This is a genomic window from Micromonospora sp. NPDC126480 (assembly GCF_040302465.1).
In the GTDB taxonomy this organism is placed as follows: Bacteria; Actinomycetota; Actinomycetes; order Mycobacteriales; family Micromonosporaceae; genus Micromonospora.
Map to the genome: position 1 here is coordinate 1 of NZ_JBEORU010000041.1, position 24507 is coordinate 24507.

Consider the following 24507-nt stretch of genomic DNA (forward strand, 5'->3'; position numbering starts at 1 on the left):
CTAGGATTCTCAAGATCCAGGCGACGAGAGTGCTCACCGGCCGGCGGCTACCGGAGCCGAGTGTCCTACAACAACTCGGTACGACCCATTAGGCGGCGTCGGGTGGCGTCAGGCGGCGGTGGTCCACAGGGCGCGGAAGGCGACGGCCTCGCCGGCCAGCCAGCGTTCGATCTGGTCGGGTTTGGCGGCCTCTGGCATGCGGTGCGCCTGACCGCGGCGGACGTCGACCAGGACCGGCTCGGCGTGCGGCAGGATCGCGTCCATGTGGCGGGCCATCAGGTGCAGGGTGGCGAGCACCGCCTCCTCGCTGGGCGGAGCCTCGTCGAAGTGCAGGCGCACCGCCTCGGCGCGCCCGTCGGCGTGGCGTACGCCGAAGTGTGGGTTGATCTTGACGGGTAGGTCGCCGAGCAGGGCGAGGGCGTCCCGGGTCTGGGCCAGGTCGACCGAGCGCGGCTCGCCGAGGGAGCGCAGCCAGGCCGTCGCGCCCGGCACCAGCGCCTGGTAGAGCGGGCGCCACCGCGGCTTGACCACGTCGACCACCTGGTCGAGATGGGTGCCGCCGGTGTGGAAGGCGATGTCGGCTTTGAGCGCCTTGACGAACTGGCCGTGCGGGTTGAAGCCGGAGCGGCTGGCCCGCTGCTTGCGCAGGCCGCCGACGAAGGTGGCCTTGGTCGGGCCGGTGCGGTCCACGTACCGGGTGAAGCCGAGGAGCGTGGTGTAGGGGGCGAGAGGGGTGGCGGAGGCGGGCGCGGTCACGAGCATCCTCCCAGGTCAACAGCTCGATTAGTACATACATTCTAATCGACAGGGCTGACATTGCCCAGGGAACGAAAGGGGCCGCCCGGGCATCCCGGGCGGCCCGCGTACATCGAAAGCTAGAGCTGTCCCACGGCGGTGATCCGCACGACCGCCGCGCCCGCCTCGTCGGAGGCGGCGAGGTCCACCTCGGCGCTGATGCCCCAGTCGTGATCGCCCTCGGGATCGTCGATGATCTGCCGCACCCTCCAACTCGAGCGGCCCTGGTCGATCATCAGCAGCGCCGGTCCGCGGGCGTCCGGCCCCACACCGATCGAGTCGTACGCCTCGAAGTACGGCTCCAGCGCGTCGGCCCACGCGTCCGCGTCCCAGCCGTCCCCGGCGTCGAGTTCCCCGAGCAGATCCCAGCGGCGCAGCGCGGCCAGCTCCACCCGGCGGAACAGCGCGTTGCGCACCAGTACCCGGAACGCCCGGGCGTTGCGGGTCACCGCGGCCGGCCGGTCGTCGAGCGAGGCGGCGACCTCCTCGACGTCGGACGGGTTGCGCAGCCGCTCCCACTCGTCGATCAGGCTGGAGTCGACCTGGCGGACCAGCTCGCCCAGCCACTCGATGAGGTCGACCAGCTCTTCGGTCTTGGCGTCCTCGGGAACGGTCTGCCGCAGCGTCTTGTACGCGTCGGCGAGGTACCGCAGGACCAGGCCCTCCGAGCGGGACAGCCCGTAGAACTGCACATACTCGGTGAAGGTCATCGCCCGCTCGTACATGTCGCGGACGACGGACTTGGGGGAGAGCTGGTGGTCGGCCACCCAGGGGTGCCCCTGCCGGTACATCTCGTACGCGCTCTCCAGCAGCTCGGCGAGCGGCTTGGGCCAGGTCACCTCGTCGAGCAGTTCCAGCCGTGCCTCGTACTCGATGCCCTCGGCCTTCATCGCGGCGACTGCCTCGCCGCGGGCCTTGAACTGCTGCGCGGACAGCACCTGGCGGGGGTCGTCGAGGATCGACTCGATAACGCTGAGCACGTCCAGCGGGTAGGCCGGCGACTCGGCGTCCAGCAGCTCGATCGCCGCCAGGGCGAGCGGCGACAGCGGCTGGTTGAGCGCGAAGTCGAGCTGGAGGTCGACGGTGAGCCGGACCCGCCGCCCGGTCTCGTCCGGCTCCGGCAGCTCCTCGACCACGCCGCCCGCGCGCAGCGCCCGGTAGATCGCGATCGCCCGGCGGATGTGCCGGCGCTGGGCGGCGCGGTCCTCGTGGTTGTCGGTGAGCAGGTGGCGCATGGCCGCGAACGCGTCGCCGGGACGGCCGATGACGTTGAGCAGCATCGAGTGGCTGACCTGGAAGCTGGACGTCAACGGCTCCGGCTCCGCCTCGACCAGGCGCTCGAAGGTGGGCTTGCCCCAGCCGATCGAGCCCTCCGGTGGCTTCTTGCGCACCACCTTGCGGCGCTTCTTCGGGTCGTCGCCGGCCTTGGCGAGGGCCTTCTCGTTCTCGATCACGTGCTCCGGGGCCTGGACGACGACCCGGCCGAGGGTGTCGAAGCCCGCCCGGCCGGCACGGCCGGCGATCTGGTGGAACTCCCGGGCCTTGAGCAGCCGGGTACGGACCCCGTCGTACTTCGACAGGCCGGTGAAGAGCACGGTGCGGATCGGCACGTTGATGCCGACGCCGAGGGTGTCCGTACCGCAGATGACCTTGAGCAGGCCGGCCTGGGCGAGCGTCTCGACCAGGCGGCGGTACTTGGGCAGCATGCCCGCGTGGTGCACGCCGATGCCGTGCCGCACCAGCCGGGACAGGGTCTTGCCGAAGCCGGAGGTGAACCGGAAGTTCCCGATCGCGGAGGCGATCATGTCCTTCTCGGCCCGGGTGCAGACGTTGACGCTCATCAGCGCCTGCGCCCGTTCCAGCGCGGCGGCCTGGGTGAAGTGCACGACGTACACCGGAGCCTGCTTGGTCTCCAGCAGCTCCTCCAGCGTCTCGTGCAGCGGCGTCATCGCGTACGAGAAGAGGAGCGGAACCGGCCGCTCGGCGGTGCGGACGACGGCGGTCGGCCGGCCGGTGCGCCGGGTGAGGTCGCCCACGAAGCGGGTGGTGTCGCCGAGCGTCGCCGACATCAGGACGAACTGCGCCTGCGGCAGCTCGATCAGCGGCACCTGCCAGGCCCAGCCGCGGTCCGGCTCGCTGTAGAAGTGGAACTCGTCCATGATCACCTGGCCGACGTCGGCGCGGGAACCCTCGCGCAGGGCCAGGTTGGCCAGGATCTCGGCGGTGCAGCAGATGATCGGGGCGTCCGGGTTGACGCTGGCGTCACCGGTGAGCATGCCGACGTTGTCGGCACCGAAGACCTCGCAGAGCGCGAAGAACTTCTCCGACACCAGTGCCTTGATCGGGGCGGTGTAGAAGGTCGTCCGGTCGTCGGCCAGCGCGGCGAAGTGCGCAGCGATCGCGACCAGGCTCTTGCCGGAGCCGGTCGGCGTATTCATGATCACGTTGGCGCCGGAGACGATCTCGATGACCGCCTCCTCCTGGTGGGGGTAGAGGTCGAGGCCGCGCTCGGACGCCCAGCCGGCGAACGCGTCGTAGAGGGTGTCGGGATCGGCGCTGGCCGGCAGCGCGGCGGTGAGTGTCATGGCGCGTCCATGGTGCCTGGATCATGGCCGTCCGCGCCAACCGGGGCCGCGCGCTGTTAACAAGGGGCCCTTCCACCTCGCCAGGCGTTAAGAGGGGGCCCTTCCTTTCAGCGGCGGCGGTAGATCAGGTCGGCGATCGGGCGGCCGGCGGTCAGGGCACGGCGCTCGAACTTCGTCACCGGGCGGTGCGCGGGGCGTGGGGCGAAGCCGTCGTGGGTGTTCACCAGCCCCGGGTCGGCGTCGAGCGTCGCCCGCATCGCCTCGGCGTACTCGGCCCAGTCCGTCGCGCAGTGCACCGTCCCGCCGGCGGCCAGCCGCGAGCGCAGCAGGGCGACGTGGGTGGGCTGGATGATCCGCCGCTTGTGGTGCCGGGCCTTGGGCCACGGGTCGGGGAAGTAGACGTGCACCGCGTCCAGCGACCCCTCGGGCAGGCCGGTGACCAGGTCCAACGCGTCGCCCCGCGCCACCCGTACGTTGCCCAGGCCGTGCCGTTCCACCAGGTCGAGGAGGTTGGCGATTCCCGGCGTGTGCACCTCGACCGCCAGATAGTCTCGATCCGGGTCGGCGGCTGCCATCGCGGCGGTGGTGTCGCCCATCCCGGAACCGATCTCCAGCACCAGCGGGGCCCGGCGGGGGAACAGGCCGGCCGGGTCGACCGGCGTGCCCGGCACCTCCGGAACGTCCAGGCCGTACCGCGGCCAGAGCCGCTCCAGCGCCGCGATCTGGCGCGGAGTCATCCGGCCGCGGCGCGGGTGGAAGGTACGGATGCTCCGCGCGGTCGCGGCGGTGTGCGAGTCGGTGGTGGTCACAGCGATCCGAGCGTACGCGAGGACCGCGCCGGATCGGATGTGATGTGCGGCGGGGGATGAGAGGATCCATCCGTACGGCAGACCGGGCGTCTGTGGTGCCCGGCCCGGTGCCCCGGGAGGGGGTTGTGGTGGCGGTGACCCGCGGTGCCCTGGCGCTGACGATCGCGGCCGCGATCGCCGGCCCGCTGCTCGCCGCCGCGCCCGCCCTGGCCGCGCCCGCCGTGGCGCCGGTGACGTCCCCGGGGTCGGCGCTGGCCCTGCCGGTCGCGGCGCCCGCGCCGTCCGGGGCGCCGCAGCCACAGCCGCCGAACGTCTTCGTCGAGGTGAGCCCGAGCACCGTCGAACCCGGCTTCCTGGTCGGCATCCGGGCGAGCTGCCGGGACAACTCCGTCCCGGCCATCGTGTGGTCCGACGCGTTCGGGCGCGTCCAGGTGCGACCGCAGAACGGGTTGCTGACCGCGGCGCCGATGGTGCGGGAGCGCACCCTGCCCGGCAACTACCGGGTCAAGCTGGAGTGCCGTGGCGGGGAGAGCGCGTCGACGATGCTCCAGGTCGTCAAGTCGGTCCGGCCCAGTCGTGGCCCGGCCACCGGGTTCGGCGGGGCGGCCGGCGACATGGCCGGCGGGCTGCTGGTGCCGGGTGGGATCGCGCTGACCGTGACCGGCCTGGTCGTGTGGTTCGTGTCCACCCGTCGACCCCGTGGCGCCGCCCGCCGCTGACCACGACCATGACCCCGTCCCGCGCCTCCCAACCGGCCGCCCGAGCGGCCCGCCGGCCGGCCGGCCGCAGCCCGTGGTCGATCCCTCTCGCGGTGGTGCTGGTGCTGGTCGGGGTCTTCGCGACCGGCGCCGGCCTCGGTCGGACCGTCGGCCCGTTGGACTGGGCCACCACCGCCGGCGCGGACCGGCCCGCCCGCGGCGAGCGGGAGGGACTGACCGCCAGCCGCCCGGTCCGCCTCGCCGTACCCGCCGTTCAGATCTCCGCACCGGTCGCGTCGGTGGGGCAGGCCCGGGACGGGACGATCGCCGTACCGCCGCTGGAGCGGGCCGACGAAACCGGCTGGTACGACCGTGGGCCGACCCCCGGCGAGCCCGGCTCGGCCGTCATCGTCGGCCACGTCGACACCAAGCGTGGCCCGTCGGTCTTCTACGACCTGCACAAGCTGCGTCCGGGTGACCCGGTCGAGGTGACCCGCGCCGACGGCTCGGTGGTGGAGTTCCGGGTCGACTCGGTGGAGCACTTCCCGAAGGACCAGCTGCCCGCCGACCGGGTGTACGTCGAGGACGGGAAGCCGACGCTTGTCCTGATCACCTGCGGTGGCGACTGGGTGGGTGGCCGTACCGGCTACGCCGACAACGTCATCGCCTTCGCCACGATGACCACCTCACGCGACACGTGAGCGCTGCCGCCCTGCCGGCGTTGATCATGCGGTTTGCGGGCAGGAACGGACGAAACCGCCCGCGACTTCATGATCAGCGCGACGGGGTGACCGACTGGATCACCTCGAACTCGAGCAGGGTGGCGCCGGAGGCCGCCGGCTTGCGGGGCTGCTCGCCCGGGGCGGTGGCGTGGGCGGCGCGGGCCGGACCGGCGGCCCAGGCCTGGTAGGCCTCCTCGCTCTCCCAGCGGGTGTAGACGAAGTACCGGTTCTCGCCGGCCACCGGGCGCAGCAGCTCGAAGCCGAGGAAACCCGGCGACTTCTCCACCGCGCCGGCCCGTGCGGCGAACCGCTTCTCCAGCTCCTCGCCGGCACCGGGCGGGACGTCGATCGCGTTGATCTTCACGACTGCCATGGCTCCACCCTACGGGCGGGAATGGTCAGAACGACTCGACGGCCGGGACCAGGTCGGCGTCGACGACGATCGGAGCATGGTCGGAGGGGCCCTTGCCCTTGCGGGCCTCCCGGTCCACGTACGCCGAGCGGACCGCGCGGGCGAACGGCGCCGACGCGTACACCAGGTCGATCCGCATGCCCTTGTTCTGGTGGAACATCCCGGCGCGGTAGTCCCAGTACGTGAACGGGTGGGGGCCCTTCATCGGGGTCGGCACCACGTCCGACAGGCCCAGGTCGCGCAGCGCGGCGAGCGCGGCCCGCTCGGCGGGCGTGACGTGTGTCGAGTTGGCGAACAGCGCCGGGTCCCACACGTCCGCGTCGGTGGGGGCGACGTTGAAGTCGCCGCACACCGCCAGTGGCAGCGCGCCGGTCAGCTCGACCTCAAGCGCGTCCCGCAGCGCCGCGAGCCAGGCCAGCTTGTACGCGTAGTGCGGGTCGTCGGGCGTGCGGCCGTTCGGCACGTACACCGACCAGACCCGCAGCCCGTCGCAGGTCGCGGAGAGGGCGCGGGCCTCCGGGTCGGGGAAGCCGGGCTCGTCGGGGAACCCGACCGTGACGTCGGCAAGCCCGATCCGGGACAGGATGGCGACGCCGTTCCACCTTCCGTCGCTGTGGCTGGCCACGGTGTAGCCCAGCGCGCCGACCTCCGCGACGGGGAACGCCCCGTCCGGGCACTTCGTCTCCTGGAGGCAGACGACGTCCGGCTTGGTGCCCTCCAGCCAGTCGAGCAGCCGGGGCAGGCGGGCCTTCACGGAGTTGACGTTCCACGTCGCCAGGCGCATGCCTCCAGCCTGCCTGATCCGCCGCGGGCCCGCCGCCCGGCCCGGCGCGTGTCGCGCGCCGGGACGCCCAGCCGCCGCACGCCAGGTGCCCACCGCCCCGCGCGCCACCCGCCCACCGCCCAGCCGGGCACTGCGACGCTCCGGAGCACAGGTGTTAACAAGGGGCCCCTCCTATGCACGAGGCGTTAACAAGGGACCCTTCCTTACACCTCGGGCGGGCGGGTCTGCTCGGCCAGGAAGCGCTCCAGCTCGGCGCCGAGTTCGTCGGCGGTGGGCAGGGCGCCGGTATCCGGGGCGAGCAGGTTCTTCTCGCCGCGCCCGCGGGCGAAGGCGTCGTACTGCTCCTCAAGCGCCTGGACCAGCGCGGCGGCGTCCTCGGTCTGGGCGACCTGCCGGTCGATCTCGACCCGGACGACCTCCGCGGCGGCCCGCAGGCCGTCACGCGGCAGGAGCAGCCCGGTGCTGCGGGAGACGGAGGCGAGCAGCACCTCGGCGGCGGCCGGGTACTCGGTCTGTGCCACGTAGTGCGGCACGTGCGCGGCGAAGCCCAGTGCGTCGCGGCCCTGCTCGCCGAGGCGGTACTCGAGCAGGTGCCCCACGCTGCCGGGCACCTGCACGCGCTGCAGCCACGGCTCGTACCCGGCGATGAGGTCCCGCCGGGTGGCGTGCGCGGTGACCCCGGTGGGCCGGGTGTGCGGCACCGCCATCGGGATGGCGTTGAGCCCGACGGTGAGCCGTACGTCCAGCCGTGCGGCGAGCCCGGCGACGGCCGCGACGAAGCGTTCCCACTGCAGGTCCGGCTCGGGGCCGGTGAGCAGCAGGAACGGGGTCTCGTCGTCGTCGTGGAGCAGGTGCAGCTCCAGGGCCGGGGCGTCGTACGACTCCCAGTGGTCCTCGACGAAGGTCATCACCGGCCGGCGCGAGCGGTAGTCGAAGAGCTGGTCCAGGTCGAACCGGGCGATCGGTCGCGCCTCCAGCGAGGTGAGCAGCTGCTCCCGGGCCAGCCGGGTGGCGTTGCCGGCGTCGACGAAGCCGGACAGTGCCTGGATCAGGACCGGCTGACCGAGGTCGGGCAGATCGTCGGCGAGTTCGTATAGCTCGTGTGGGTCGAGCACCGGTGCGGACCTCCCTGGAATGTGCCTACGGGTCACCGCGCGGACGGCACCCGGTTGAGGGAACGTACCCGCAATCCTGATGCATTCCGCCACGCCCCTCTGGCGGGGACCGTCCGTGCCTCGCTGACCGGTTGGGCGAGGTGGTAATCCCTCGAACGGGCAGCAACCGGACGGTACGGTACCCTCCCCGCCGACCACAGTGGACGGTTGCTCGCCCGGCGTCCGGGGTACAGACGTTGTCGCTGCGAGGTACACATGGGTACAGGCAGCACGACAGGAGGACGAGATGTCTCTGATGCACCGGATCAGTGCGTTCCTGCGCTCGCCCAAGGGGCAGCAGTTGATCGACCGGGGTCGCCGGGAGCTGGCCAAGCCGTCCAACCAGCGGAAGCTGAAGGGCCTCGCCGCGAAGCTCCAGCACCGCCGCTGACACCCGTTCGCCGACCTCAGGCCACCCCCGGGAGACCCCAGTGACCGATGCCGTGCCCGCCGACGGCCAGCCCGCCCTCCCACCGCAGCCGTCCCCGACGGCCGCGCCTCCGCCAGCCACGCCGTCGGCGGCGCCGGAGACACCACCCGCCGGCCTGTGGGACCGGATGCGCGACGACCCGCAGTACGCCCCGGAGCACCTCGCCCTGGAGGCGGTACGCCGGCTCGGGCCGGAGGCGGCGCAGTGGGCGGAGCGGGTCCGGGCCGAGCAGCCCGGGGTCTCCGCCGAGGTGCTCGCCGAGTCGGCGGTCCGCAAGTTCGTCAACCACGCGCGGCTCTCCGGCGCGGTCTCCGGCGCGGCCGGGCTGCCCGGTGCCGTGATCGACGTCGGTGTGCTCGCCTGGACGCAGGCGCGGATGGTGCTGCACGTCGCCGCCGCGTACGGCGTTGATCCCACCCACGCCGACCGCGCCACCGACCTTCTCGTCCTGCAGAAGGTGCACAAGGCGGCCCAGAGCGCCCGGCTGGCTCTCGGGGTCGCCGCCGGCCGGGAGCGGGCCGGGGCGTTGTTCGGCTCCGGCGGGCAGGCCCCGCTCGGCCGGGTGATGCTCCGCCTCGGCGTCCGGCTGGCCCAGATGGCCGGGGTACGGGCGGCGAAGCGGGTCTTCGCGAAGGTGGTGCCCGGTGCGGCCATCATCCTCGGCACCTGGGCCAACTCCTCGGCCACCAAGGATCTGGCCGTGCGCTCCCGCGCGCTCTACCGGCAGGTCGGCGGTGGCGGCCTGCCGGAGCAGCGGCGCGGGTGAGCCGTCCGGTCAGGTCGCCCGCCCCCAGGCGCGCCAGGTGACCTCGGCGATCCGGTCCTGCCCGGCGGCGTTGGGATGGAACCAGTCGAGCGTGTTGACCAGCTCCAGGGTGAAGCGCACCCGGTGCAGGGCCCCGCTGTCGTAGCGGCACCGCGAGCCGTACGCCTTGCAGGCGGCGGCGAGCTGGGCGTTGTAGGCGTCGACGCGTTCCCGCACGGTCGCCCGGCGGGCCCGGTCCAGTGGGTCAGTCGAGGTCGGGTTGGTCAGCAGGGCCGGGCAGATTCCCCGCCGCCAGGCCCGCACCGCCCGCTCGTCGGTGTGCCCGATCTCCCACAGCCGGTACAGGTCGGGGATGCTCACCACAAGCACCCGCGCCTTCGGGCGCTTCTTGCGCAGCACCCGTAGACCCCGGTCCACCTGGCTGCGGAACGTCGACACCGGCGTCATCGCCTCCACTCCGCCGCGGCAGACGTCGTTCGCGCCGATCAGCACCGTCACGCGGTCCGGCCGGTCCTGGACCGCCCGCTCCGCCTGGGCGGCGAGACCCTCGGCGCGGGCGCCGGCCCGCGCGTGGTTGTACGCCCGGCCGCGCACCGCCGGGTCCTGGTCGAGCAGCCGTCGGTAGTGGCTGTCCACCCGCAGGCTGTTCCCGGTCGACCAGGAGTTGCGCTGGCACGCCGTGAGCAGCAGGCAGGAGCCGAGGCCGGCGGTGATCGAGTCACCGAGGGCTGCGATCCCGCCGGCGCCGGGCGCCGCCGAGCCGGTCGGTCGTGGCGCCGCCTCGCCGCCGCTCTCGCAGGCGAGCGCGACGAGCGCGAGCAGGCAGGCGACTGCGGTGACCCAGCGTCGAGGCATGACCCTTCCCCAGTCGGCCAAGCGGAGAGCGACAGCGCGGTAACTCTATGCGTGCACCGCCGGGGTCGACCTATGGTGTCGGGTATGCGGCACAGGCCTGCCGCGGCTGGAGTCAGCGTGGTATGCGCCCGGAGCCCGACCGGCCGTGCAGCCACCACCCCAGGGCGCGGGTGATCCGGGGCAGCACCAGGTACGTCATCAGCGGCGTCAGGGTCAGTGTCATGATCAGCACCCGCAGTGCCAGCGGGACGTCCGGGATGAACCGGCTGGTCAGCAGCGTCGCGGTGAGGCTGAGCGGGAAGAAGGCCAGCCAGATCGTCACCGCCTGCTTCCAGCGCGGCGGCGACGGCGGCGGGACCGTCGGCTCGGCGCTGACCGGCTCGACGGTCTGCCCGGGCGGCGCGAACCAGCCCTCGATCCCGGTGCGGCGCTCCACCCGGGTGTGCTCGACGATGCCCTGCGCGGAGGCGAGCCACCAGTGCCGCTGCGGCGACTCCTCCCAGCGACGCAGGGTCTCGTCGTCGGCGAACCGGTAGAGCATGTGCCACTCGCCCGACCCCGGGGCGCTGCGGACCCACCCGGCGCCGAGGAACCCGGGGAACGCCTCCGCCAGGGCCGTGCCGGCGCGCATCCACGCCACCATCTCGTCGGTGCGGGCGGGGTCGGTGCGCCGCGCGATCGCCACGGTCACCGGCAGCGCGTCGGTCATGGTCATGCCCTCCATGCTCCCTGCCGGGGCCCGGATCCGGCGGGTCGCGAGCCCCCGGTGTAACGCAACCCACCGGGCCGGTGGCCCGGCCCACGTCGCGGTTCGTCGGGTTAAGCGTGGCGTGGGCGGGTAGGTCGGTGTGATGACGAGATCGCAGCCCCGGCGCGCCCGTGGCACGGTCGGCCACGCCTACAGCGCCCTCAACCTCCGCCTCGTGCTCGCCACGTTCGGACTGGTCACCATGACCGTCTTCGCCGTGCTGGCGTTCCGGGCCGACGTGGCCTGGCTGGGCGTCGTCTGCGCCGTCCTCGCGGTGGTCGCCGTCGTCGACCTGGTGATCATCCAGCGGCGTCGTGCCGCGCGCCGCCGGGAGGAGCCGGGCGTGCGGCACTCGCTGTTCGAGTGACAGGAGTACGACATGGCCATCGCCACCATCAACCCCGCCACCGGACAGACGCTCAAGACGTACGAGGCGATGTCGGCCGAGCAGGTCGACGCCGCCATCGGGCGAACGGACCTCGCGTACCGGCAGTTGCGGGACACCACCGTCGAGCAGCGCGCGGGTTGGCTCACCGCCGCCGCCGACCTGCTCGACGCCGAGCGGGACGACACCGCCCGGCTGATGACGACGGAGATGGGCAAGACGTACGCCGCGGCGCAGGCCGAGGTGATCAAGTGCGCGACGGCCTGCCGCTTCTACGCGGCGAAGGCGCCCGGGTACCTCGCCGACGAGCCCGCCGACGCGGACGCCGTGCAGGCCGCCCGGGCCTTCATCCGGTACCAGCCGATCGGGCCGGTGCTCGCGGTGATGCCCTGGAACTTTCCGCTCTGGCAGGTGCTCCGCTTCGCCGCGCCGGCCCTGATGGCCGGCAACACCGGCCTGCTCAAGCACGCCTCGAACGTTCCGCAGACCGCGCTGTACCTGGAGGACCTGTTCCGGCGGGCCGGCTTCCCGGAGGGGGCCTTCACCACACTGCTGGTCGGGTCCGACGCCGTGGACGCCATTCTCAGCGACCCCCGGGTCCGGGCCGCCACGCTGACCGGCAGCGAGCGCGCCGGGCGCTCCATCGCCCAGGTCGCCGGGCGGGAGCTGAAGAAGACCGTGCTGGAACTGGGCGGCAGCGACCCGTTCGTGGTGATGCCCTCGGCCGACCTGGACCGGGCCGCCGAGGTCGCCACCACCGCCCGCTGCCAGAACAACGGCCAGTCGTGCATCGCCGCCAAGCGGTTCATCGTGCACACCGACGTGTTCGACGCCTTCGCCGAGCGGTTCGCGGCGCGGATGTCCGCCCTGCGGGTCGGTGACCCGATGGACGACGCCACCGACGTGGGGCCGCTGGCCAGCGAGGGCGGCCGCGACGAGATCGACGCCCAGGTACGCGACGCGGTCGGCAAGGGCGCGACAGTCCTCTGCGGCGGCGAGAAGCCGGCGGGGGAGGGCTGGTACTACCCGCCCACCGTCGTCACCGACCTCACACCGGGGATGCGAATGTGGACCGAGGAGGTCTTCGGCCCGGTCGCGGGGCTGTACCGGGTGTCGTCGTACGACGAGGCGATCGAGGTGGCCAACGGCACGGCGTTCGGTCTCGGCTCCAACGCCTGGACCCGGGACCCCGACGAGCAGGAGCGTTTCGCCCGCGACCTGGACGCCGGCAACGTCTTCGTCAACGGCATGACCACCTCCTTCCCGGAGCTGCCGTTCGGCGGTGTGAAGAACTCCGGCTACGGGCGGGAGCTGTCCGCGCTGGGCATGCGCGAGTTCTGCAACATCAAGACCGTCTGGGTCGGCGGCGCGGGCGGGACCACCGCGTCGGCGGGGGCGCACGCCGAGTGAGGTGTTAACAAGGGTCCCTTCCACTACGCCAGGCGTTAAGAAGGGGCCCTTGCTTACACGCGGGGCCGGGTGGGTACGGAACGACGCCATGACGGTGTTCGGGTTCCACGCGTCCCATGAGCAGATCCACCCCCGCGCCCTGCTGGACGCGGTGGTCCACGCCGAGCGGGCCGGCTTCGGCGCGGCCATGTGCTCCGACCACTTCTCCCCGTGGAGCGACCGCCAGGGTCACTCCGGGTTCGCCTGGTCCTGGCTCGGCGCCGCCCTCCAGGCCACGAACCTGTCGTTCGGTGTGGTCAACGCGCCCGGGCAGCGGTACCACCCGGCGATCGTGGCGCAGGCGATCGGCACCCTCGCCGCCATGTACCCGGGCCGATTCTGGGCCGCCCTCGGCACCGGCGAGGCGAGCAACGAGCACATCACCGGTGACGGCTGGCCCCGCAAGGACGTCCGCAACGCGCGGCTGCGCGAGTGCGTCGACGTCATCCGGGCGCTGCTGGCCGGCGAGGAGGTCAGCCACGACGGCCTGGTCCGGGTCGACCGGGCGCGGCTGTGGACCCGGCCGGAGCAGCCGCCGGCGCTGGTCGGCGCGGCGGTCAGCGTCGAGACCGCCCGGTGGTGCGCCGGGTGGGCCGACGGGCTGATCACCGTAAACGCCCCCGTCGACCACCTGCGGCGCATGATCGACGCGTACCGGGACGCCGGCGGGCGCGGGTCGCTGCACCTGCAGGTGCACGTCAGCTGGGCGCCCGACGAGGCCGAGGCCGAGGCGATCGCGTACGACCAGTGGCGCAGCAACGTCTTCGCCCCGCCGGTCTGCTGGGACCTGGAGACCGCCGAACACTTCGACGTGATCTCCGCCGACGTGCCGATGGCGAAGCTGCGCGAGGTCGTCAACGTCTCCGCCGACCTGGGCCGGCACGTCGGCTGGCTGGAGGAGTACGTCGAGCTGGGCTTCGACCAGATCGCCCTGCACCACGTGGGACAGGAGCAGCGGGCGTTCCTCGACGCGTTCGGCGCGGAGGTGCTGCCGAAGCTCCGTTCCGCCGGCTGATCGGGTCGGCTCAGGCCACCCGCCGGGCCAGCACCTGGCCGGGCCAGGGCTCGCGGCCCGGGCGCTCCACGGTGAACGGCTCGGTACGGACGAAGCCCTGCCGCTCGTACCAGCGCACCAGCGCGCCGTCACCGCCCGCGTAGCAGTCCACGCGCAGCAGGCCGACGCCGCGTTGCCGGGCCAGGTCCGCCGCGTGCGCCAGTAGCCGGTCGCCGATCCCGCGCCCGCCGTACGCCCGGTCGGTGACCAGCAGGTTCACGTACAGCTCGGGTTCGGTGGCGGGCGGCACGTACCCGGTGGCCGCGCCGACGACGAGGGCGCCCACCGGACGCCCGGCCAACTCCGCCAGCCAGAGCCCGCCGCCGGTGGCCCACGCCTGCGCCTGGGTGATGCGCCGTGGGTCGGTCGACGCGGGCTCGGTGCCCCACTGGCCGGTGCGCCCGCGGGCGACCAGCCACGCGGTGGCGGAGTCGAGCAGCCGAAGCACCTCGCTCGCGTCGGCCGGCCCACCCGGCCGGAGGGAAAGATCATCGCTCACCACTCCATCCTCCACGACCCGTCGTCCGGGCCCGGCCGCCGGTGGCAGCACCTTCGGGGTAAGTGCTGCCACCCGACGGCAAGATCGTGCTGGATCGATGAAGTAGTGGCCTCGCGGCGATTGCGAGGCCACTACTTCAGCGTTGGAGCGCGATCACGGGGGCACCGGCCGGCGTCCCCGGGCGGTCAGGACGTGCAGGGGCTGCCGTTGAGCGTGAACAGGCCCGGCTTCGGGTTGGCGCCGGCGTCGCTGGTGCCGTTGAAGCCGAAGGTCACCGAGCCGCCCGGTTTGATCTTCGCGTTCCACCGCTCGCTTGTCGCCGTCACGGTGGCTCCGGCCTGGGTCAGCTTCGCCGACCACCCGTGGCCGACCTTCTGCGCCCCGGTGAAGGCGAACTTCAGACTCCAGCCGTCCACCGCCGTGGTGCCGGTGTTGCGGACGGTCACCTGGGTGGTGAAGCCACTCGGCCAGCTGCCGTGCGTCGTGTACGTGACCGCGCACGTCGCCGGTGGCACCGCCCCGGCCTCGCCCTGGTCGGCGAGGAACGACGCGATCCAGGTAAGCGCCGAGTTCCAGTTGATCGCGACCTCGTTGGTGGCGTACGAGTTGATGTCGTCGACGTAGCAGAACATCGGCTTGCAGCCGGCCAGCAGTTGCGCGGCGAACGGGTCCTGGAGGGCGGCGTTCGGCCCACCCGCGAGGGATCCGGCCGGCGGCTTCGGCAGGTTCGGGTCGAGCTGGTGGCCGAAGATGCGGCTGTGCTGGTTCTCGGCGGCGTGCTCACCCCACCCGGTCACGTACGAGATGTTCAGCGCGTTGCGGCCGAGGATGTAGTCCATCGCCTGCACCGCGCCGTTCCGGTAGGACGGGTCCCGGGTCAGGTCGAACGCGGTCGCCAGCACGACGGCGTTGTTGATGACGTTGCTGTTGCCGCCCCAGAAGTAGCTGCCGGCGTCACCGGGCATCGGCAGCCCGTACGCCTGCCGCTCGATCTCGGCGAGGTACGCGTCGGCGGCCTCGGTGACCGACGCGCGGATCCGCGCGCGCTCGGCGGCGGGCAGCCCGCTCGGCACGGTCGCCAGGTCGAGCCGGCCCAGCGCCGCGACGCTCTGCCAGCCGAAGCCGCGCGGGTCGAACACGTCCCCGGTGTGGTGCGGCGACGCGGTGAGGTCGGCCAGGTAGGTCGACGCGCCGGTGGTCAGGTACAGCTCGGCTGCCGCCCAGTAGAACTCGTCGGTGACGTTCGTGTCGTCGTACGCGCCGCCACCGGTGCTGTCGGCCGGGCTCGCGTACCGGTCGGGGTTGGCCTTCGCCGCGGCGTAGGCGGTCTTCGCGGCGGTGCCGCACCGCTCGGCGAACTCGCCGTCGTACGGGGCGAACAGGCGCGCGCACTGGGCGGCGACGGCCGCCAGGTTGAGCGTGGCCGCGGTCGACGGCGGGTGCAGCTCGCGCGGCTGCGGGTCGTCGTGGGGTTGCAGGGGCAGGCCGGTCCACTGCCGGTCGTGGATCTTGTGGTGCGCCATCCCGGCGAGCGGCTGCCCGGCCGGGACCTGCATCCGCAGCAGGAACTCCAGCTCCCAGCGGGCCTCGTCGAGGATGTCCGGCACCCCGTTGTCGCGCTCGGGCACCGGCAGGCTGCCGTCGCCGAGTGCCGCGCCGAAGGACGCGGTGGCCGCGGTCTTCGTCCGCTCGAACGTGCTCAGCAGCTGGTACGTGGCGATACCGCCGTTGACCACGTACTTGCCGTGGTCGCCGGCGTCGTACCAGCCGCCGCGCACGTCCAGGGTGTAGTCGCAGACACCCGGCTGGCAGGGGACCTCGGTGTCGCCCTGGTTCGGCGCGACGCCGACGTGTCCGGCGGGGCGGGCGTACTCCTCGCCGAGCAGGTCCCCGTCGATCTCGATACCGCTGCGCTGGGCGTAGAAGAACTGCGCGGCGTCGGCGCGGAGCCGGTCGTACAGGGCGCCGGAGACGTCGAACGGGTGGCTGGTCTCGCCGTCGGCGACCAGGGTCAGCCCGGCGGCCGGCGTCCGGTACGCGGTGAAGTCGATCGTGTGCACGTTCTGCCCGGAGGCCTCGTCGACCCCGCGCGGGTCGGTGTCGCCGCTGGCGACCACCGTGCCGTCGGCGGCGCGCAGCTGCCACGGCAGCGGATCGGTGGCCTCGGTCACGACGGTGGCGTTCTTCGGCCCGCCGGGCAGGTAGCCGACCTGGTTGACGCGGACCCGGGGCCCGGTGTCCGGCACGTACGGCTCGGGCGGGTCGCCGCCGCGCAGCGACACGTTGTCCAGGCAGACGGTCTGCTCCTCGGCGCTGCCGCCCACTTGGAAGATCAGCTGGGCGCTCGGGTTCTCCGCCGGCGCGGTGAACGTGTGCTCGACCCGGGCGGCGGTGCCGGTCGCGTTCGCGTCCACCGTGGTGTACGCGGTGTACGGGGCGCTGCCGAGCTGGAGAACCGCCCGCACGGCCGTGCCGGGCGTGGCGGAGACGTCGAAGGCGAGGGCGTACTCGGCGCCGGCGACCAGCGGCACGCCGTCCTGCCCGATGCCGGCGTCCCACGGGTTGGCCAGGCCGGCCGGGACGGTGGTGCAGAGCCGGCCGTCGGTGACGCCGAGCGGGCCGGTGCCGTACGAGAACCAGGGCGACACGCCGGCGCTGAAGTCGCCGTTGTCGATCTGCTCGGGAGCGTCGGGTGGTGGGTCGGCGTGGGCGGGGCCGGCGGCGGCGCCGGTCAGCGCCACGGTGGCCGCCGCGGCGAGCAACGCGAGGCGGCGTCGGGATGGCGTCACGGGATATCCCTCCGGGACGGACGGGGGCGGTGGGGTGGGACCTGGGAGCGCCTGTCTGGGGTGACCTGGGAGCGCTCCCAGGATCGCATCGATGTTTCCAGTGCTCAGGCCTGCTTGTCAATCGATCTGACTGGATGATCCTGCCGGTACGCCGGTCGTGAGATTCGCCGCGCCACGCCCGGCCATCCTGATCTACTAGAGACAACACCGCCCTCGGCCTGGCAGGCTGCCTCCCATGACCCTGAAGCTGCGTTCGTTCGGCACGAGCGACCGTGGTCTCATCCGCAGCGGAAACCAGGACGCCCTGTACTCGGGCACCTGGCTCGTCGCCGTCGCCGACGGCATGGGCGGCATGGCCGCCGGCGACCTGGCCAGTGCCATCGCGATCGACTCGATCGCCCCGCTCGACGTGGAGACCCCGGAGGACGCGCTGGTCGCCGCGCTGCAGCGCGGCATCCAGGTGACCAGCACCCGGATCCGGCAGGCGGTCAGCGAGGACCCGGAGCGGCAGGGCATGGGCACCACGTTGACCGCCCTGCTCTTCGCCCGCACCGGCAGCTGCCTCGCCCTGGCCCACGTCGGCGACTCCCGGGCGTACCTGTTCCGGGAGGGCGTGCTCAAGCAGATCACCCGGGACGACACCTTCGTGCAGATGCTCGTCGACCAGGGCGTCATCACTCCCGACCAGGCGAGCAGCCACCCGCGGCGGGCCGTCGTCACTCAGGCGTTACAGGGCGACGACGTCTCGCCGTCGTACTCGACGATGGTGCCCTGGGCCGGCGACCGCTGGCTGCTGTGTAGCGACGGCCTGTCCAACGTCGTCCGCGCGGACACCCTCGCCGAGGTGCTCGCCGGTTACCCCGACCGGGCCGCCTGCGCCCGCAAGCTGATCGACCTGGCGCTGCACGCCGGCGGCCCGGACAACGTCACCGTCATCGTCGCGGACATCGTGGAGGAGTGAGTCAGCGGCGGCGCGGGGTGGCGTGCCGGGTCGGCTCGGCCGTCGTCGGGTCCTCCGGCCACGGGTGGCGCGGGTAGCGCCCGCGCAGCTCCGCCCGCACCTGTGGGTACCCGGAACGCCAGAACGACGCCAGGTCGCCGGTCACCGCGACGGGCCGGCCGGCTGGGGAGAGCAGGTGCAGCCGGACCGGCACCCGGCCGCCCGCGATCCGGGGCGCCTCGCGCCAGCCGAACGTCTCCTGCAACTTGACCGCCAGCACCGGGGCGACCGGGTCGGCGTAGTCCACCCGGATCCGGGAGCCGCTGGGCACGGTGAGCCGCTCCGGCGCCAGCTCGTCGAGCCGGGCGGCGAGCGGCCACGGCAACAGCCGGCGCAGCGCGGCGGCCACGTCGACCCGGGCCAGGTCGGCCCGCCGCCGGGCGCCGGCCAGCTCCGGCGCGAGCCAGACCGGCGCCGCGTCGAGCAGCGCCTCGTCGCCCACGTCGGGCCACTCGTCGCCGAGCGCGGCCCGGCAGAACGCCAGCCGTTCCCGCAGCGCCCGGGCCCCCGGGCTCCAGGTCAGCAGGTCCAGGCCGGTGCGGCGCAGCCCGTCCAGCACGGCCGCCGCCAGCTCGTCCGGGTCCGGGTCGGTCAGCGGGCGCTCGACGAGCTCCAGCGCGCCGAGCCGGACCACTTCGCGGGCGACCACGTCCGTCCCGGCCCAGGCGATCTCGCGTGCCGTGGTGAGCAGTGGTCCGGCCGCCTCCCGGGCGGTGGCCTCGTCGACCGGGGTGGCCAGCCGGATCCGCGCGGACGGCGCGCCGGGGGAGCGGTCGGCCACCGCCACCGCCAGCCACACCGACCCGGCCAGCGCCGTCCCGGGCGCCAGCTCCGCGGCGGTCCCGCCGGCCATCAGGTACGTGGAGCCGCCCGGCCGCCGCACCCGGGCCAGCCGTTCCGGGTACGCCAGGCCCACCACCAGCCCGGCAGCGAGATCGTCGGGCAGGTGCTCCCCGGCCGGGGCGCCCGCGTCGGGCAGGGCGGCGCGCAGCCGGCGTACCTCGGCCCGCCACCGCGCCGTGGCGGTGGCGTCGACGCCCGCGCGGAGCCGGCGCCAGGCGGCGGACAGGTCGTCGCCCGGACCGGTGAGGCCGTCCTCGGCCAGCAGCGCGACGACCTCGGCGGCCCGGTCCGGCCCGACCCGTGCGGCGCCGTCGAGCAGGGCCCGGCCCAGCCGGGGGTGGGCCCCGGTGGCGGCGATGGCCCGCCCGCGCCCGGTCACCCGTCCGTCCGGGCCGAGCGCTCCCAGCGTGGCGAGCGTCTCCCGGGCCACCGCGAGGGCGGCCGGTGGCGGCGGGTCGGGCAGCGCGAGACCGCTACCGTCGGGCGCACCCCACGCCGCGAGGTCCAGCGCGAACCCGGTCAGGTCGGCGGTGGCGATCTCCGGCTCCGGCTGCGCGGCCAGCCGCTCATGGGTGGCCGGGGACCAGCAGCGGTAGACCTGCCCCGGGCCCTCCCGGCCGGCCCGCCCGGCGCGCTGGGTGGCGGCGGCCCGGGACACCGCGACGGTGACCAGCGCGCCGAGCCCTCGGGCCAGGTCCGTGCGGGCGACCCGGGCCAGTCCGGCATCGACCACCACCCGTACCCCGGGCACGGTCAGGCTGCTCTCGGCCACCGAGGTCGCCAGCACCACCCGCCGCCGGTCCGTGCCCGCCGGGTCGTCCGGCGCGCCGGAGGACCGCCGGAGCACGGCGTCCTGCTCGGCTGCCGGCTGCCGGCCGTGCAGTGACCGGATCGCCACCTCGGCGCGCAGGTCGGCCAGCCGACCGGCGACGGCGGCGATCTCGCCGGCCCCGGGGAGGAAGACCAGCACGTCGCCGTTCCGCTCGCGCAGGGCCCGGCGGACGGTGGCCGCGACGTGATCGAGCAGCACCGGGTCGACCCGCCCGCCGCCGGGCGGGGCCACCGGCCGGGGCGGGGGTGCCCAGACCCGCGTCACCGGGTGCAGCGCCGAGGACGCCCGCACGACCGGCGCGGGCTCGCCGCCGCCGAGCAGCGCGGCGATCCGCGCGGTGTCCGGGGTCGCCGACATGCCCAGCAGCCACAGGTCGGGGCGGAGCGCGGCGCGGGCCTCCACGGTGAAGGCGAGCGCCAGGTCCGCGTCGAGGTGCCGCTCGTGGATCTCGTCGAGCAGGACGGCGGCGGTGCCGGCCAGCTCCGGGTCGCGGTGCAGCCGACGGACCAGCAGCCCGGTGGTCACCACCTCCACCCGGGTCCGCGGCCCGGACCGGCGGTCGCCGCGTACCGCGTACCCGACCTGCTCACCGACCCGCTCGCCGAGCAGGGCGGCCATCCGGCGGGCGGCGGCCCGGGCCGCCACCCGGCGCGGCTGCGCCACCAGGACCCGGCCGTCCACCGCGTCGGCGACGGCGAGCGGGACGAGCGTGGTCTTGCCGGTGCCGGGCGGCGCCACCAGCACCCCGGTGCCGGTGGCCCGCAACGCCGCCAGCACCGCCGGCAGCGCCGGCCGGACCGGCAGGTCCAGGGTTACGTCGGAGAGCACGGCTGGAGTGTCGCACCGCCGCCGGACGGCCGGTCAGTCGGCGCGTACCCCGTCGATGCCGGAGACGAACGACCGCCAGGCCGGCGGCGCGAACGCCAGCACCGGACCACGCCGGTCCTTGCTGTCCCGGACCGCGACCCGACCCTCCACCGTGGCCACCTCGACGCAGTTGCCGTTGCCCACGCTGCGGCTGCTGGTGCGCCACTCCGTCGGGTCGGGTGCCGTCATCACGTACCTCTCGTCTGTGCCGGCGCGCCGCATTAGCGGTCACGCAAAGTTACGAGAAGCCTCCGTGAAGCGTGCGTGGGACGCCTCTGGACCGAGCGCCAGACGGCGCAGCTCCTCGTGCACAAGGCTATACCCGGCCACGTGCCCGGCCTCCTCCAGTGCCAGGCCTGTCGTGAGATTTTCCAGGTAGACCACGGCGGCGTCGGCGGCGTCGGCGAAGGTGAGGATGACGTAGGGGGCACCCATCGCAGGGTGCCCGCCGGCCGAGAACGGCAGTACCTGCACGGTGACATTCGGTAACTGAGCGACCTTCGCGATGTGGGCGAGCTGGTCCGCCATCACGGCGCGCCCGCCGACCGGCCGGTGCAGCACCGACTCGTTGAGCACGACCGACAGCTCCACCGGGTCGTCGCGGTGCAGCACCTCCTGCCGGCGCAGCCGCGCGGCGACCTTGCGCTCGATGCCCTCCTCGCCGGCCGTTCGCCGGAAGACCTCCCGCGCGTACGCCTCGGTCTGCAGGAGGCCGGGCACGGCCTCCGCCTCGTAGGTCCGCAGCGTCGCCGCCTCCGCCTCCAGTCCGACGTAGAACTCGAACCATTCCGGCAGCACGTCGCTGTAGTTCTGCCACCAGCCGCGCTGCTGGGCGCCACGGGCGATCTCGATGAGCGCCTCGGCGTCCGCGCCGGTCACCTGGTACAGGGCCAGGGCGGCGCGGACGTCCCGCGGCTTGATGCCGATCTGGGCGTTCTCGATCCGGGACAGGTTGCTCTTGGACATGTCCAGCTGGCGCGCGGCGACATCGAGGGTCATGCCCGCCCGCTCACGTAGCTGGCGGAGTTCGCGGGCGATGCGGCGGCGGCGGACGGTCGGGCTCGCGGTCACCCTCCGAGTCTGTCACGACAAGATCCGCAGGTCGCGCAGATACGGACTGCAACCGGCAGAACCGGGAGTTGCATTGCAGTTCGGCTCGGTGCATCCTTGGCCGGTTGCGATCACTGTGGACGATGCGAACGGGGAGGAACGGTTGCTGATCGCCGACGAGTTCTTCCTGATCGCCCACAATGACATCCGGGGCAAGGCGAAGCTGCACCCGGCCGCCACCGGCCTCGGGCTCGCCGGTGGCCTGCTGGCCGAGCTCGTGCTGTACGGGCACGTCACGGTGTCCGCCGGGGTCGTCTCCGTCGTCAACCGCCGCCCACCCGCCGACGCGCTCGCCCACACCGTGCTCGACCAGTTGGTGGGCGAGTCGCAGCACCGGTCGGTGCGCACCTGGCTCAGCTTCCTGGCCCAGAACGCCACCACCTCGGTGGGGGAGCGGCTGGCCCGGGCAGGCGTGCTGCGCCGCCAGGAGAGCCGCCGGCTGCTGCGCAGCACGGTCACCTACGTCCCGATCGACCCCAACACGGCGGCCTGGCCCGCCACCCGGCTGCGGGTGCTGCTGGAGCGGTCGGAACCCCCACCCACCCTCGCCGACGCGGTGGTGCTCGGTCTGCTCACCGCGGCGGGCCTCAGCCGGGAGGTGCTGTGGTCGGCCGAGCCCCGGGCCCACCACCGCCTCACCGGGCTGGTGGCCGCCCTGCCACCACCGTTGAAGGAACTGGTCGCGCACACCGAGGCCGCCGTCGGCGCCGCGGTGCTGCGTGGCGTCCCGTGATCCGGAACCCCCTCATCCCCTCCCCTCCAACCGGAGCCGCACATGTCCTCGTCAGCAACGATCGAACGACCCAGCAACGTCTCCGAGTCGCTGGCCCGTGGCCGGCTCGGCGTACCGTCGGTGATCTTCTTCGTCCTGTCCGCCGCCGCGCCGCTGACCGTGGTGGCGGGCGTGGTGACCACCGGCTACGGCGTCGTGGGCGTCCTCGGCATCCCGCTCGCCTTCCTGGCCGTGGCCGCGCTGCTCGCCCTCTTCTCCGTCGGCTACGTGGCGATGGCCCGCCGGCTCGCGAACGCCGGCGCCTTCTACTCGTACGTGTCCCGCGGACTGGGCCGGCCGGCCGGCGTCGGCGCGGCGTGGGTGGCGCTGATCGCGTACAACGCCCTCCAGGTCGGGTTGTACGGCGCCATCGGCGCCGCCGCCGAACCCGTCCTGGACCGCCTGTTCGGCGTCACCGCGGAGTGGTGGCTTGTCGCGCTCGCCGCCTGGGCCGTCGTCGCCGTGCTCGGCGTCCTCCGGGTCGACATCAACGGCCTGGTCCTCGCGGCGCTGCTGATCGCCGAGATCGCGGTGATCCTCGTGTTCGACCTCGGCCAGCTCGGCAACCCGGCCGGCGGGGAGGTCAGCTTCGCCGCGTTCGCCCCGGACAACCTCTTCGTCCCGGGCGTCGGCGCCGTCCTGGTGCTGGCGATCCTCGGCTTCGTCGGGTTCGAGTCGGCCGTGGTGTTCAGCGAGGAGAGCAAGGATCCACGCCGGACGGTGCCGATGGCCACCTACCTGTCCATCGCGATCATCGCCGCCGTCTACGCGCTCTCGTCGTGGAGCATGACGGTCGCGGTCGGTCCGGACCGGATCGCCGAGCAGGCCGGCGAGCAGAGCGTCGCGCTGATCTTCAACCTGGCCGGCGAGCACCTCGGCGACACCGTCGTCACGATCGGCCAGGCGCTGTTCCTGACGTCGGTGGTCGCCGCGATGATCTCGTTCCACAACACCACCGCCCGGTACGCGTTCGCCCTCGGCCGCGAGCGGGTGCTGCCGGCGGTCTTCGGGCGGACCTCGCCGCGCACCGGCGCGCCCCGGGCGGCGTCGCTCGCGCAGAGCGCGCTCGGCCTGGTGGTGATCCTGCTGTACGCGGTCAACGGGTGGGACCCCGTCGTGCAGCTCTTCTACTGGTGCGGCACCAGCGGCGGCTTCGGGGTGCTGCTGCTGATCGCCACCACCTCGGTCGCGGTCATCGTCTACTTCGCACGCAGCGGTGCGGAGGAGACGGCGTGGCGGCGGGTGGTCGCGCCGGGCATCGCCGCGGTGGCGCTGGCCGGTGTGGTCATCCTCGCTGTGATCAACTTCGCCGACCTGCTCGGCGTCGCGCCGGACCACACGCTGCGCTGGGCGGTGCCGGTCGCGTACCCGGTCGCCGCGCTGCTCGGCGCGGTCTGGGCGCTGGTGCTGCGCTCGAACCGGCCCGACACGTACGCGCGGATCGGCCTCGGCGCCGAGAGTTCGGCCGTCTCGGTCCTGGCGGAGACGGCGCCGGAGCGTGCGGAGGTCCGGCGGTGAGCGACGTCCCGGTCGAGCGCCTGGGCCCGGCGGAGACGCGGTTGGTCGCCGAGCGGATCGCCGAGTCGTTCCTGGTGCTCGACGCGCCGCGCTGGCTGGTGCCCGACGAGAGCCGGCGGGAGAAGGTGCTCGCCGAGCAGTTCGAGATCCTGGTCGACCACGCCATGCGGCACGGTCTGGTGTTCGGCACCGCCGACCGGGCCGGGGTCGCCGTGTGGTTCCCCTCGGTGGGTGATCCGTCGCCGCCGCCGGAGGACTACGACGCCCGGCTCGCCGCGGCGTGCGGGGAGTACACCGAGCGGTTCGCCCACCTCGACGAGTTGTTCGCCGCGAACCACCCGCACCCCGACCACCACCACCTGGCCCTGCTCGCCGTCCGGCCGGACCGGCAGGGCCAGGGGCTGGGCAGCGCCCTGCTGCGGCACCACCACGCGTGGCTGGACGCCAACGGGGTGCCCGGCTACCTGGAGGCGGCCAGCAAGATCGGCGTCGAGCTGTACACGAAGCACGGCTACCAGGTCCGCGAGCCGTTCCGGCTGCCGGACGGCACCCCGTTCTGGCCCATGTGGCGCGACCCGCAAAGCTGAAAGGAAGGGCCCCTTGTTAACGCCTGGCGTTGTAGAAGGGCCCC

General features: G+C 73.5%; 24 protein-coding genes. 11 read left to right on the plus strand and 13 right to left on the minus strand.

Annotated elements, in window-relative coordinates; all coding sequences use genetic code 11:
• Window positions 1-108 precede the first annotated feature (108 nt).
• The 3 genes from ABTW87_RS27645 to trmB form a co-directional block, all read right to left on the minus strand.
• On the minus strand, window positions 109-756 hold the full coding sequence (locus ABTW87_RS27645) for a hypothetical protein (RefSeq protein WP_350654064.1): 648 nt from the start codon (window positions 754-756) through the stop codon (window positions 109-111).
• 119 nt (window positions 757-875) lie between these two features.
• A complete protein-coding gene (locus ABTW87_RS27650; RefSeq protein ID WP_350654065.1) occupies window positions 876-3380 on the minus strand; it encodes a DEAD/DEAH box helicase in 2505 nt (834 codons plus the stop codon).
• A gap of 107 nt (window positions 3381-3487) precedes the next feature.
• The gene (gene trmB / locus ABTW87_RS27655; protein ID WP_350654066.1) at window positions 3488-4189 is read right to left on the minus strand and encodes a tRNA (guanosine(46)-N7)-methyltransferase TrmB; all 702 of its coding nucleotides are present in this window, start codon (window positions 4187-4189) and stop codon (window positions 3488-3490) included.
• Window positions 4190-4314: 125 nt separating this feature from the next.
• Here trmB and ABTW87_RS27660 point away from each other — a divergent pair, with 125 nt between their 5' ends.
• Together ABTW87_RS27660 and ABTW87_RS27665 are read left to right on the plus strand one after the other, a co-directional pair.
• Window positions 4315-4908, plus strand: coding sequence for a hypothetical protein (locus ABTW87_RS27660; RefSeq protein ID WP_350654068.1), 594 nt, complete (start codon window positions 4315-4317; stop codon window positions 4906-4908).
• Window positions 4909-4916: 8 nt separating this feature from the next.
• A complete protein-coding gene (locus tag ABTW87_RS27665) occupies window positions 4917-5588 on the plus strand; it encodes a class F sortase (RefSeq protein WP_350654069.1) in 672 nt (223 codons plus the stop codon).
• 73 nt (window positions 5589-5661) lie between these two features.
• Here the strand turns inward: ABTW87_RS27665 and ABTW87_RS27670 are convergent, their stop codons facing one another.
• The 3 genes from ABTW87_RS27670 to ABTW87_RS27680 all read right to left on the minus strand — a co-directional run bounded on the left by ABTW87_RS27670 (window position 5662) and on the right by ABTW87_RS27680 (window position 7920).
• Window positions 5662-5982 carry an antibiotic biosynthesis monooxygenase family protein gene (locus ABTW87_RS27670; protein WP_350654070.1) on the minus strand — a complete coding sequence of 107 codons (321 nt, stop codon included), beginning with the start codon at window positions 5980-5982 and terminating at the stop codon, window positions 5662-5664.
• Window positions 5983-6007: 25 nt separating this feature from the next.
• Window positions 6008-6805: an exodeoxyribonuclease III gene (locus ABTW87_RS27675; RefSeq protein ID WP_350654071.1), complete on the minus strand. Its 798-nt coding sequence runs from the start codon at window positions 6803-6805 to the stop codon at window positions 6008-6010.
• A 203-nt stretch (window positions 6806-7008) separates the two neighbouring features.
• Window positions 7009-7920, minus strand: a complete 912-nt coding sequence (locus tag ABTW87_RS27680; RefSeq protein ID WP_350654073.1) for a proteasome assembly chaperone family protein — start codon at window positions 7918-7920, stop codon at window positions 7009-7011.
• A 286-nt stretch (window positions 7921-8206) separates the two neighbouring features.
• Here ABTW87_RS27680 and ABTW87_RS27685 point away from each other — a divergent pair, with 286 nt between their 5' ends.
• Both ABTW87_RS27685 and ABTW87_RS27690 read left to right on the plus strand, forming a co-directional pair.
• Window positions 8207-8350, plus strand: coding sequence for a hypothetical protein (locus ABTW87_RS27685; protein WP_350654075.1), 144 nt, complete (start codon window positions 8207-8209; stop codon window positions 8348-8350).
• A gap of 40 nt (window positions 8351-8390) precedes the next feature.
• Window positions 8391-9155: an EcsC family protein gene (locus ABTW87_RS27690; protein ID WP_350654077.1), complete on the plus strand. Its 765-nt coding sequence runs from the start codon at window positions 8391-8393 to the stop codon at window positions 9153-9155.
• A gap of 9 nt (window positions 9156-9164) precedes the next feature.
• Here the strand turns inward: ABTW87_RS27690 and ABTW87_RS27695 are convergent, their stop codons facing one another.
• Together ABTW87_RS27695 and ABTW87_RS27700 are read right to left on the minus strand one after the other, a co-directional pair.
• Window positions 9165-10010: a GDSL-type esterase/lipase family protein gene (locus tag ABTW87_RS27695; protein ID WP_350654079.1), complete on the minus strand. Its 846-nt coding sequence runs from the start codon at window positions 10008-10010 to the stop codon at window positions 9165-9167.
• 112 nt (window positions 10011-10122) lie between these two features.
• Window positions 10123-10725, minus strand: coding sequence for an antibiotic biosynthesis monooxygenase (locus ABTW87_RS27700; RefSeq protein ID WP_350654081.1), 603 nt, complete (start codon window positions 10723-10725; stop codon window positions 10123-10125).
• A gap of 136 nt (window positions 10726-10861) precedes the next feature.
• Here ABTW87_RS27700 and ABTW87_RS27705 point away from each other — a divergent pair, with 136 nt between their 5' ends.
• From ABTW87_RS27705 to ABTW87_RS27715, 3 genes are all read left to right on the plus strand, one after another.
• Window positions 10862-11125: a DUF6343 family protein gene (locus ABTW87_RS27705; protein ID WP_350654083.1), complete on the plus strand. Its 264-nt coding sequence runs from the start codon at window positions 10862-10864 to the stop codon at window positions 11123-11125.
• A 12-nt stretch (window positions 11126-11137) separates the two neighbouring features.
• The gene (locus ABTW87_RS27710; RefSeq protein WP_350654085.1) at window positions 11138-12553 is read left to right on the plus strand and encodes an NADP-dependent succinic semialdehyde dehydrogenase; all 1416 of its coding nucleotides are present in this window, start codon (window positions 11138-11140) and stop codon (window positions 12551-12553) included.
• An 88-nt stretch (window positions 12554-12641) separates the two neighbouring features.
• Complete coding sequence (locus ABTW87_RS27715) at window positions 12642-13607, plus strand: TIGR03885 family FMN-dependent LLM class oxidoreductase (protein WP_350654087.1); 966 nt, start codon at window positions 12642-12644, stop codon at window positions 13605-13607.
• A 10-nt stretch (window positions 13608-13617) separates the two neighbouring features.
• Here the strand turns inward: ABTW87_RS27715 and ABTW87_RS27720 are convergent, their stop codons facing one another.
• Entirely contained in the window at window positions 13618-14145 is a 528-nt protein-coding gene (locus ABTW87_RS27720; protein WP_350654089.1) for a GNAT family N-acetyltransferase, read from the minus strand.
• Between the two features lie 185 nt (window positions 14146-14330).
• Window positions 14331-16934, minus strand: a complete 2604-nt coding sequence (locus ABTW87_RS27725; protein WP_350654091.1) for a glycoside hydrolase family 9 protein — start codon at window positions 16932-16934, stop codon at window positions 14331-14333.
• Window positions 16935-17169: 235 nt separating this feature from the next.
• Between ABTW87_RS27725 and ABTW87_RS27730 the strand changes: the two genes are divergently transcribed.
• Window positions 17170-17895 carry a PP2C family protein-serine/threonine phosphatase gene (locus ABTW87_RS27730; RefSeq protein WP_350654093.1) on the plus strand — a complete coding sequence of 242 codons (726 nt, stop codon included), beginning with the start codon at window positions 17170-17172 and terminating at the stop codon, window positions 17893-17895.
• 1 nt (window position 17896) lies between these two features.
• Here ABTW87_RS27730 and hrpB read toward each other — a convergent pair whose 3' ends face one another.
• From hrpB to ABTW87_RS27745, 3 genes are read right to left on the minus strand one after another with little or no spacing between them, the layout of a single operon-like run.
• Window positions 17897-20437 carry an ATP-dependent helicase HrpB gene (gene hrpB / locus ABTW87_RS27735; protein ID WP_350654095.1) on the minus strand — a complete coding sequence of 847 codons (2541 nt, stop codon included), beginning with the start codon at window positions 20435-20437 and terminating at the stop codon, window positions 17897-17899.
• A gap of 33 nt (window positions 20438-20470) precedes the next feature.
• Window positions 20471-20665 carry a DUF397 domain-containing protein gene (locus tag ABTW87_RS27740; RefSeq protein ID WP_350654097.1) on the minus strand — a complete coding sequence of 65 codons (195 nt, stop codon included), beginning with the start codon at window positions 20663-20665 and terminating at the stop codon, window positions 20471-20473.
• A 39-nt stretch (window positions 20666-20704) separates the two neighbouring features.
• Window positions 20705-21547 carry a helix-turn-helix domain-containing protein gene (locus ABTW87_RS27745; protein WP_350654099.1) on the minus strand — a complete coding sequence of 281 codons (843 nt, stop codon included), beginning with the start codon at window positions 21545-21547 and terminating at the stop codon, window positions 20705-20707.
• A 142-nt stretch (window positions 21548-21689) separates the two neighbouring features.
• On the opposite strand from ABTW87_RS27745, the gene ABTW87_RS27750 reads away from it, so the two are divergent.
• Genes ABTW87_RS27750 through ABTW87_RS27760 form a run of 3 tightly spaced genes read left to right on the plus strand, consistent with a single transcriptional unit; the run spans window position 21690 to window position 24463 of the window.
• Window positions 21690-22319, plus strand: a complete 630-nt coding sequence (locus tag ABTW87_RS27750) for a GOLPH3/VPS74 family protein (protein WP_350654156.1) — start codon at window positions 21690-21692, stop codon at window positions 22317-22319.
• 42 nt (window positions 22320-22361) lie between these two features.
• Window positions 22362-23876 (plus strand): APC family permease, encoded by a 1515-nt coding sequence (locus ABTW87_RS27755; RefSeq protein WP_350654100.1) that lies wholly within the window; start codon window positions 22362-22364, stop codon window positions 23874-23876.
• On the plus strand, window positions 23873-24463 hold the full coding sequence (locus tag ABTW87_RS27760) for a GNAT family N-acetyltransferase (RefSeq protein ID WP_350654102.1): 591 nt from the start codon (window positions 23873-23875) through the stop codon (window positions 24461-24463). The genes ABTW87_RS27755 and ABTW87_RS27760 overlap by 4 nt, the downstream gene beginning before the upstream one ends.
• Window positions 24464-24507: the final 44 nt, after the last annotated feature.

Excerpts from the sequence above, each read along its gene's own strand:
- ABTW87_RS27650 (WP_350654065.1), bottom strand. The coding sequence starts at position 3,380 with ATGACACTCACCGCCGCGCTGCCGGCCAGCGCCGATCCCGACACCCTC.
- ABTW87_RS27665 (WP_350654069.1), top strand. The coding sequence starts at position 4,917 with ATGACCCCGTCCCGCGCCTCCCAACCGGCCGCCCGAGCGGCCCGCCGG.
- ABTW87_RS27670 (WP_350654070.1), bottom strand. The coding sequence starts at position 5,982 with ATGGCAGTCGTGAAGATCAACGCGATCGACGTCCCGCCCGGTGCCGGC.
- ABTW87_RS27675 (WP_350654071.1), bottom strand. The coding sequence starts at position 6,805 with ATGCGCCTGGCGACGTGGAACGTCAACTCCGTGAAGGCCCGCCTGCCC.
- ABTW87_RS27685 (WP_350654075.1), top strand. The coding sequence starts at position 8,207 with ATGTCTCTGATGCACCGGATCAGTGCGTTCCTGCGCTCGCCCAAGGGG.
- ABTW87_RS27695 (WP_350654079.1), bottom strand. The coding sequence starts at position 10,010 with ATGCCTCGACGCTGGGTCACCGCAGTCGCCTGCCTGCTCGCGCTCGTC.
- ABTW87_RS27700 (WP_350654081.1), bottom strand. The coding sequence starts at position 10,725 with ATGACCATGACCGACGCGCTGCCGGTGACCGTGGCGATCGCGCGGCGC.
- ABTW87_RS27705 (WP_350654083.1), top strand. The coding sequence starts at position 10,862 with ATGACGAGATCGCAGCCCCGGCGCGCCCGTGGCACGGTCGGCCACGCC.
- ABTW87_RS27710 (WP_350654085.1), top strand. The coding sequence starts at position 11,138 with ATGGCCATCGCCACCATCAACCCCGCCACCGGACAGACGCTCAAGACG.
- ABTW87_RS27715 (WP_350654087.1), top strand. The coding sequence starts at position 12,642 with ATGACGGTGTTCGGGTTCCACGCGTCCCATGAGCAGATCCACCCCCGC.
- ABTW87_RS27730 (WP_350654093.1), top strand. The coding sequence starts at position 17,170 with ATGACCCTGAAGCTGCGTTCGTTCGGCACGAGCGACCGTGGTCTCATC.
- ABTW87_RS27740 (WP_350654097.1), bottom strand. The coding sequence starts at position 20,665 with ATGACGGCACCCGACCCGACGGAGTGGCGCACCAGCAGCCGCAGCGTG.
- ABTW87_RS27755 (WP_350654100.1), top strand. The coding sequence starts at position 22,362 with ATGTCCTCGTCAGCAACGATCGAACGACCCAGCAACGTCTCCGAGTCG.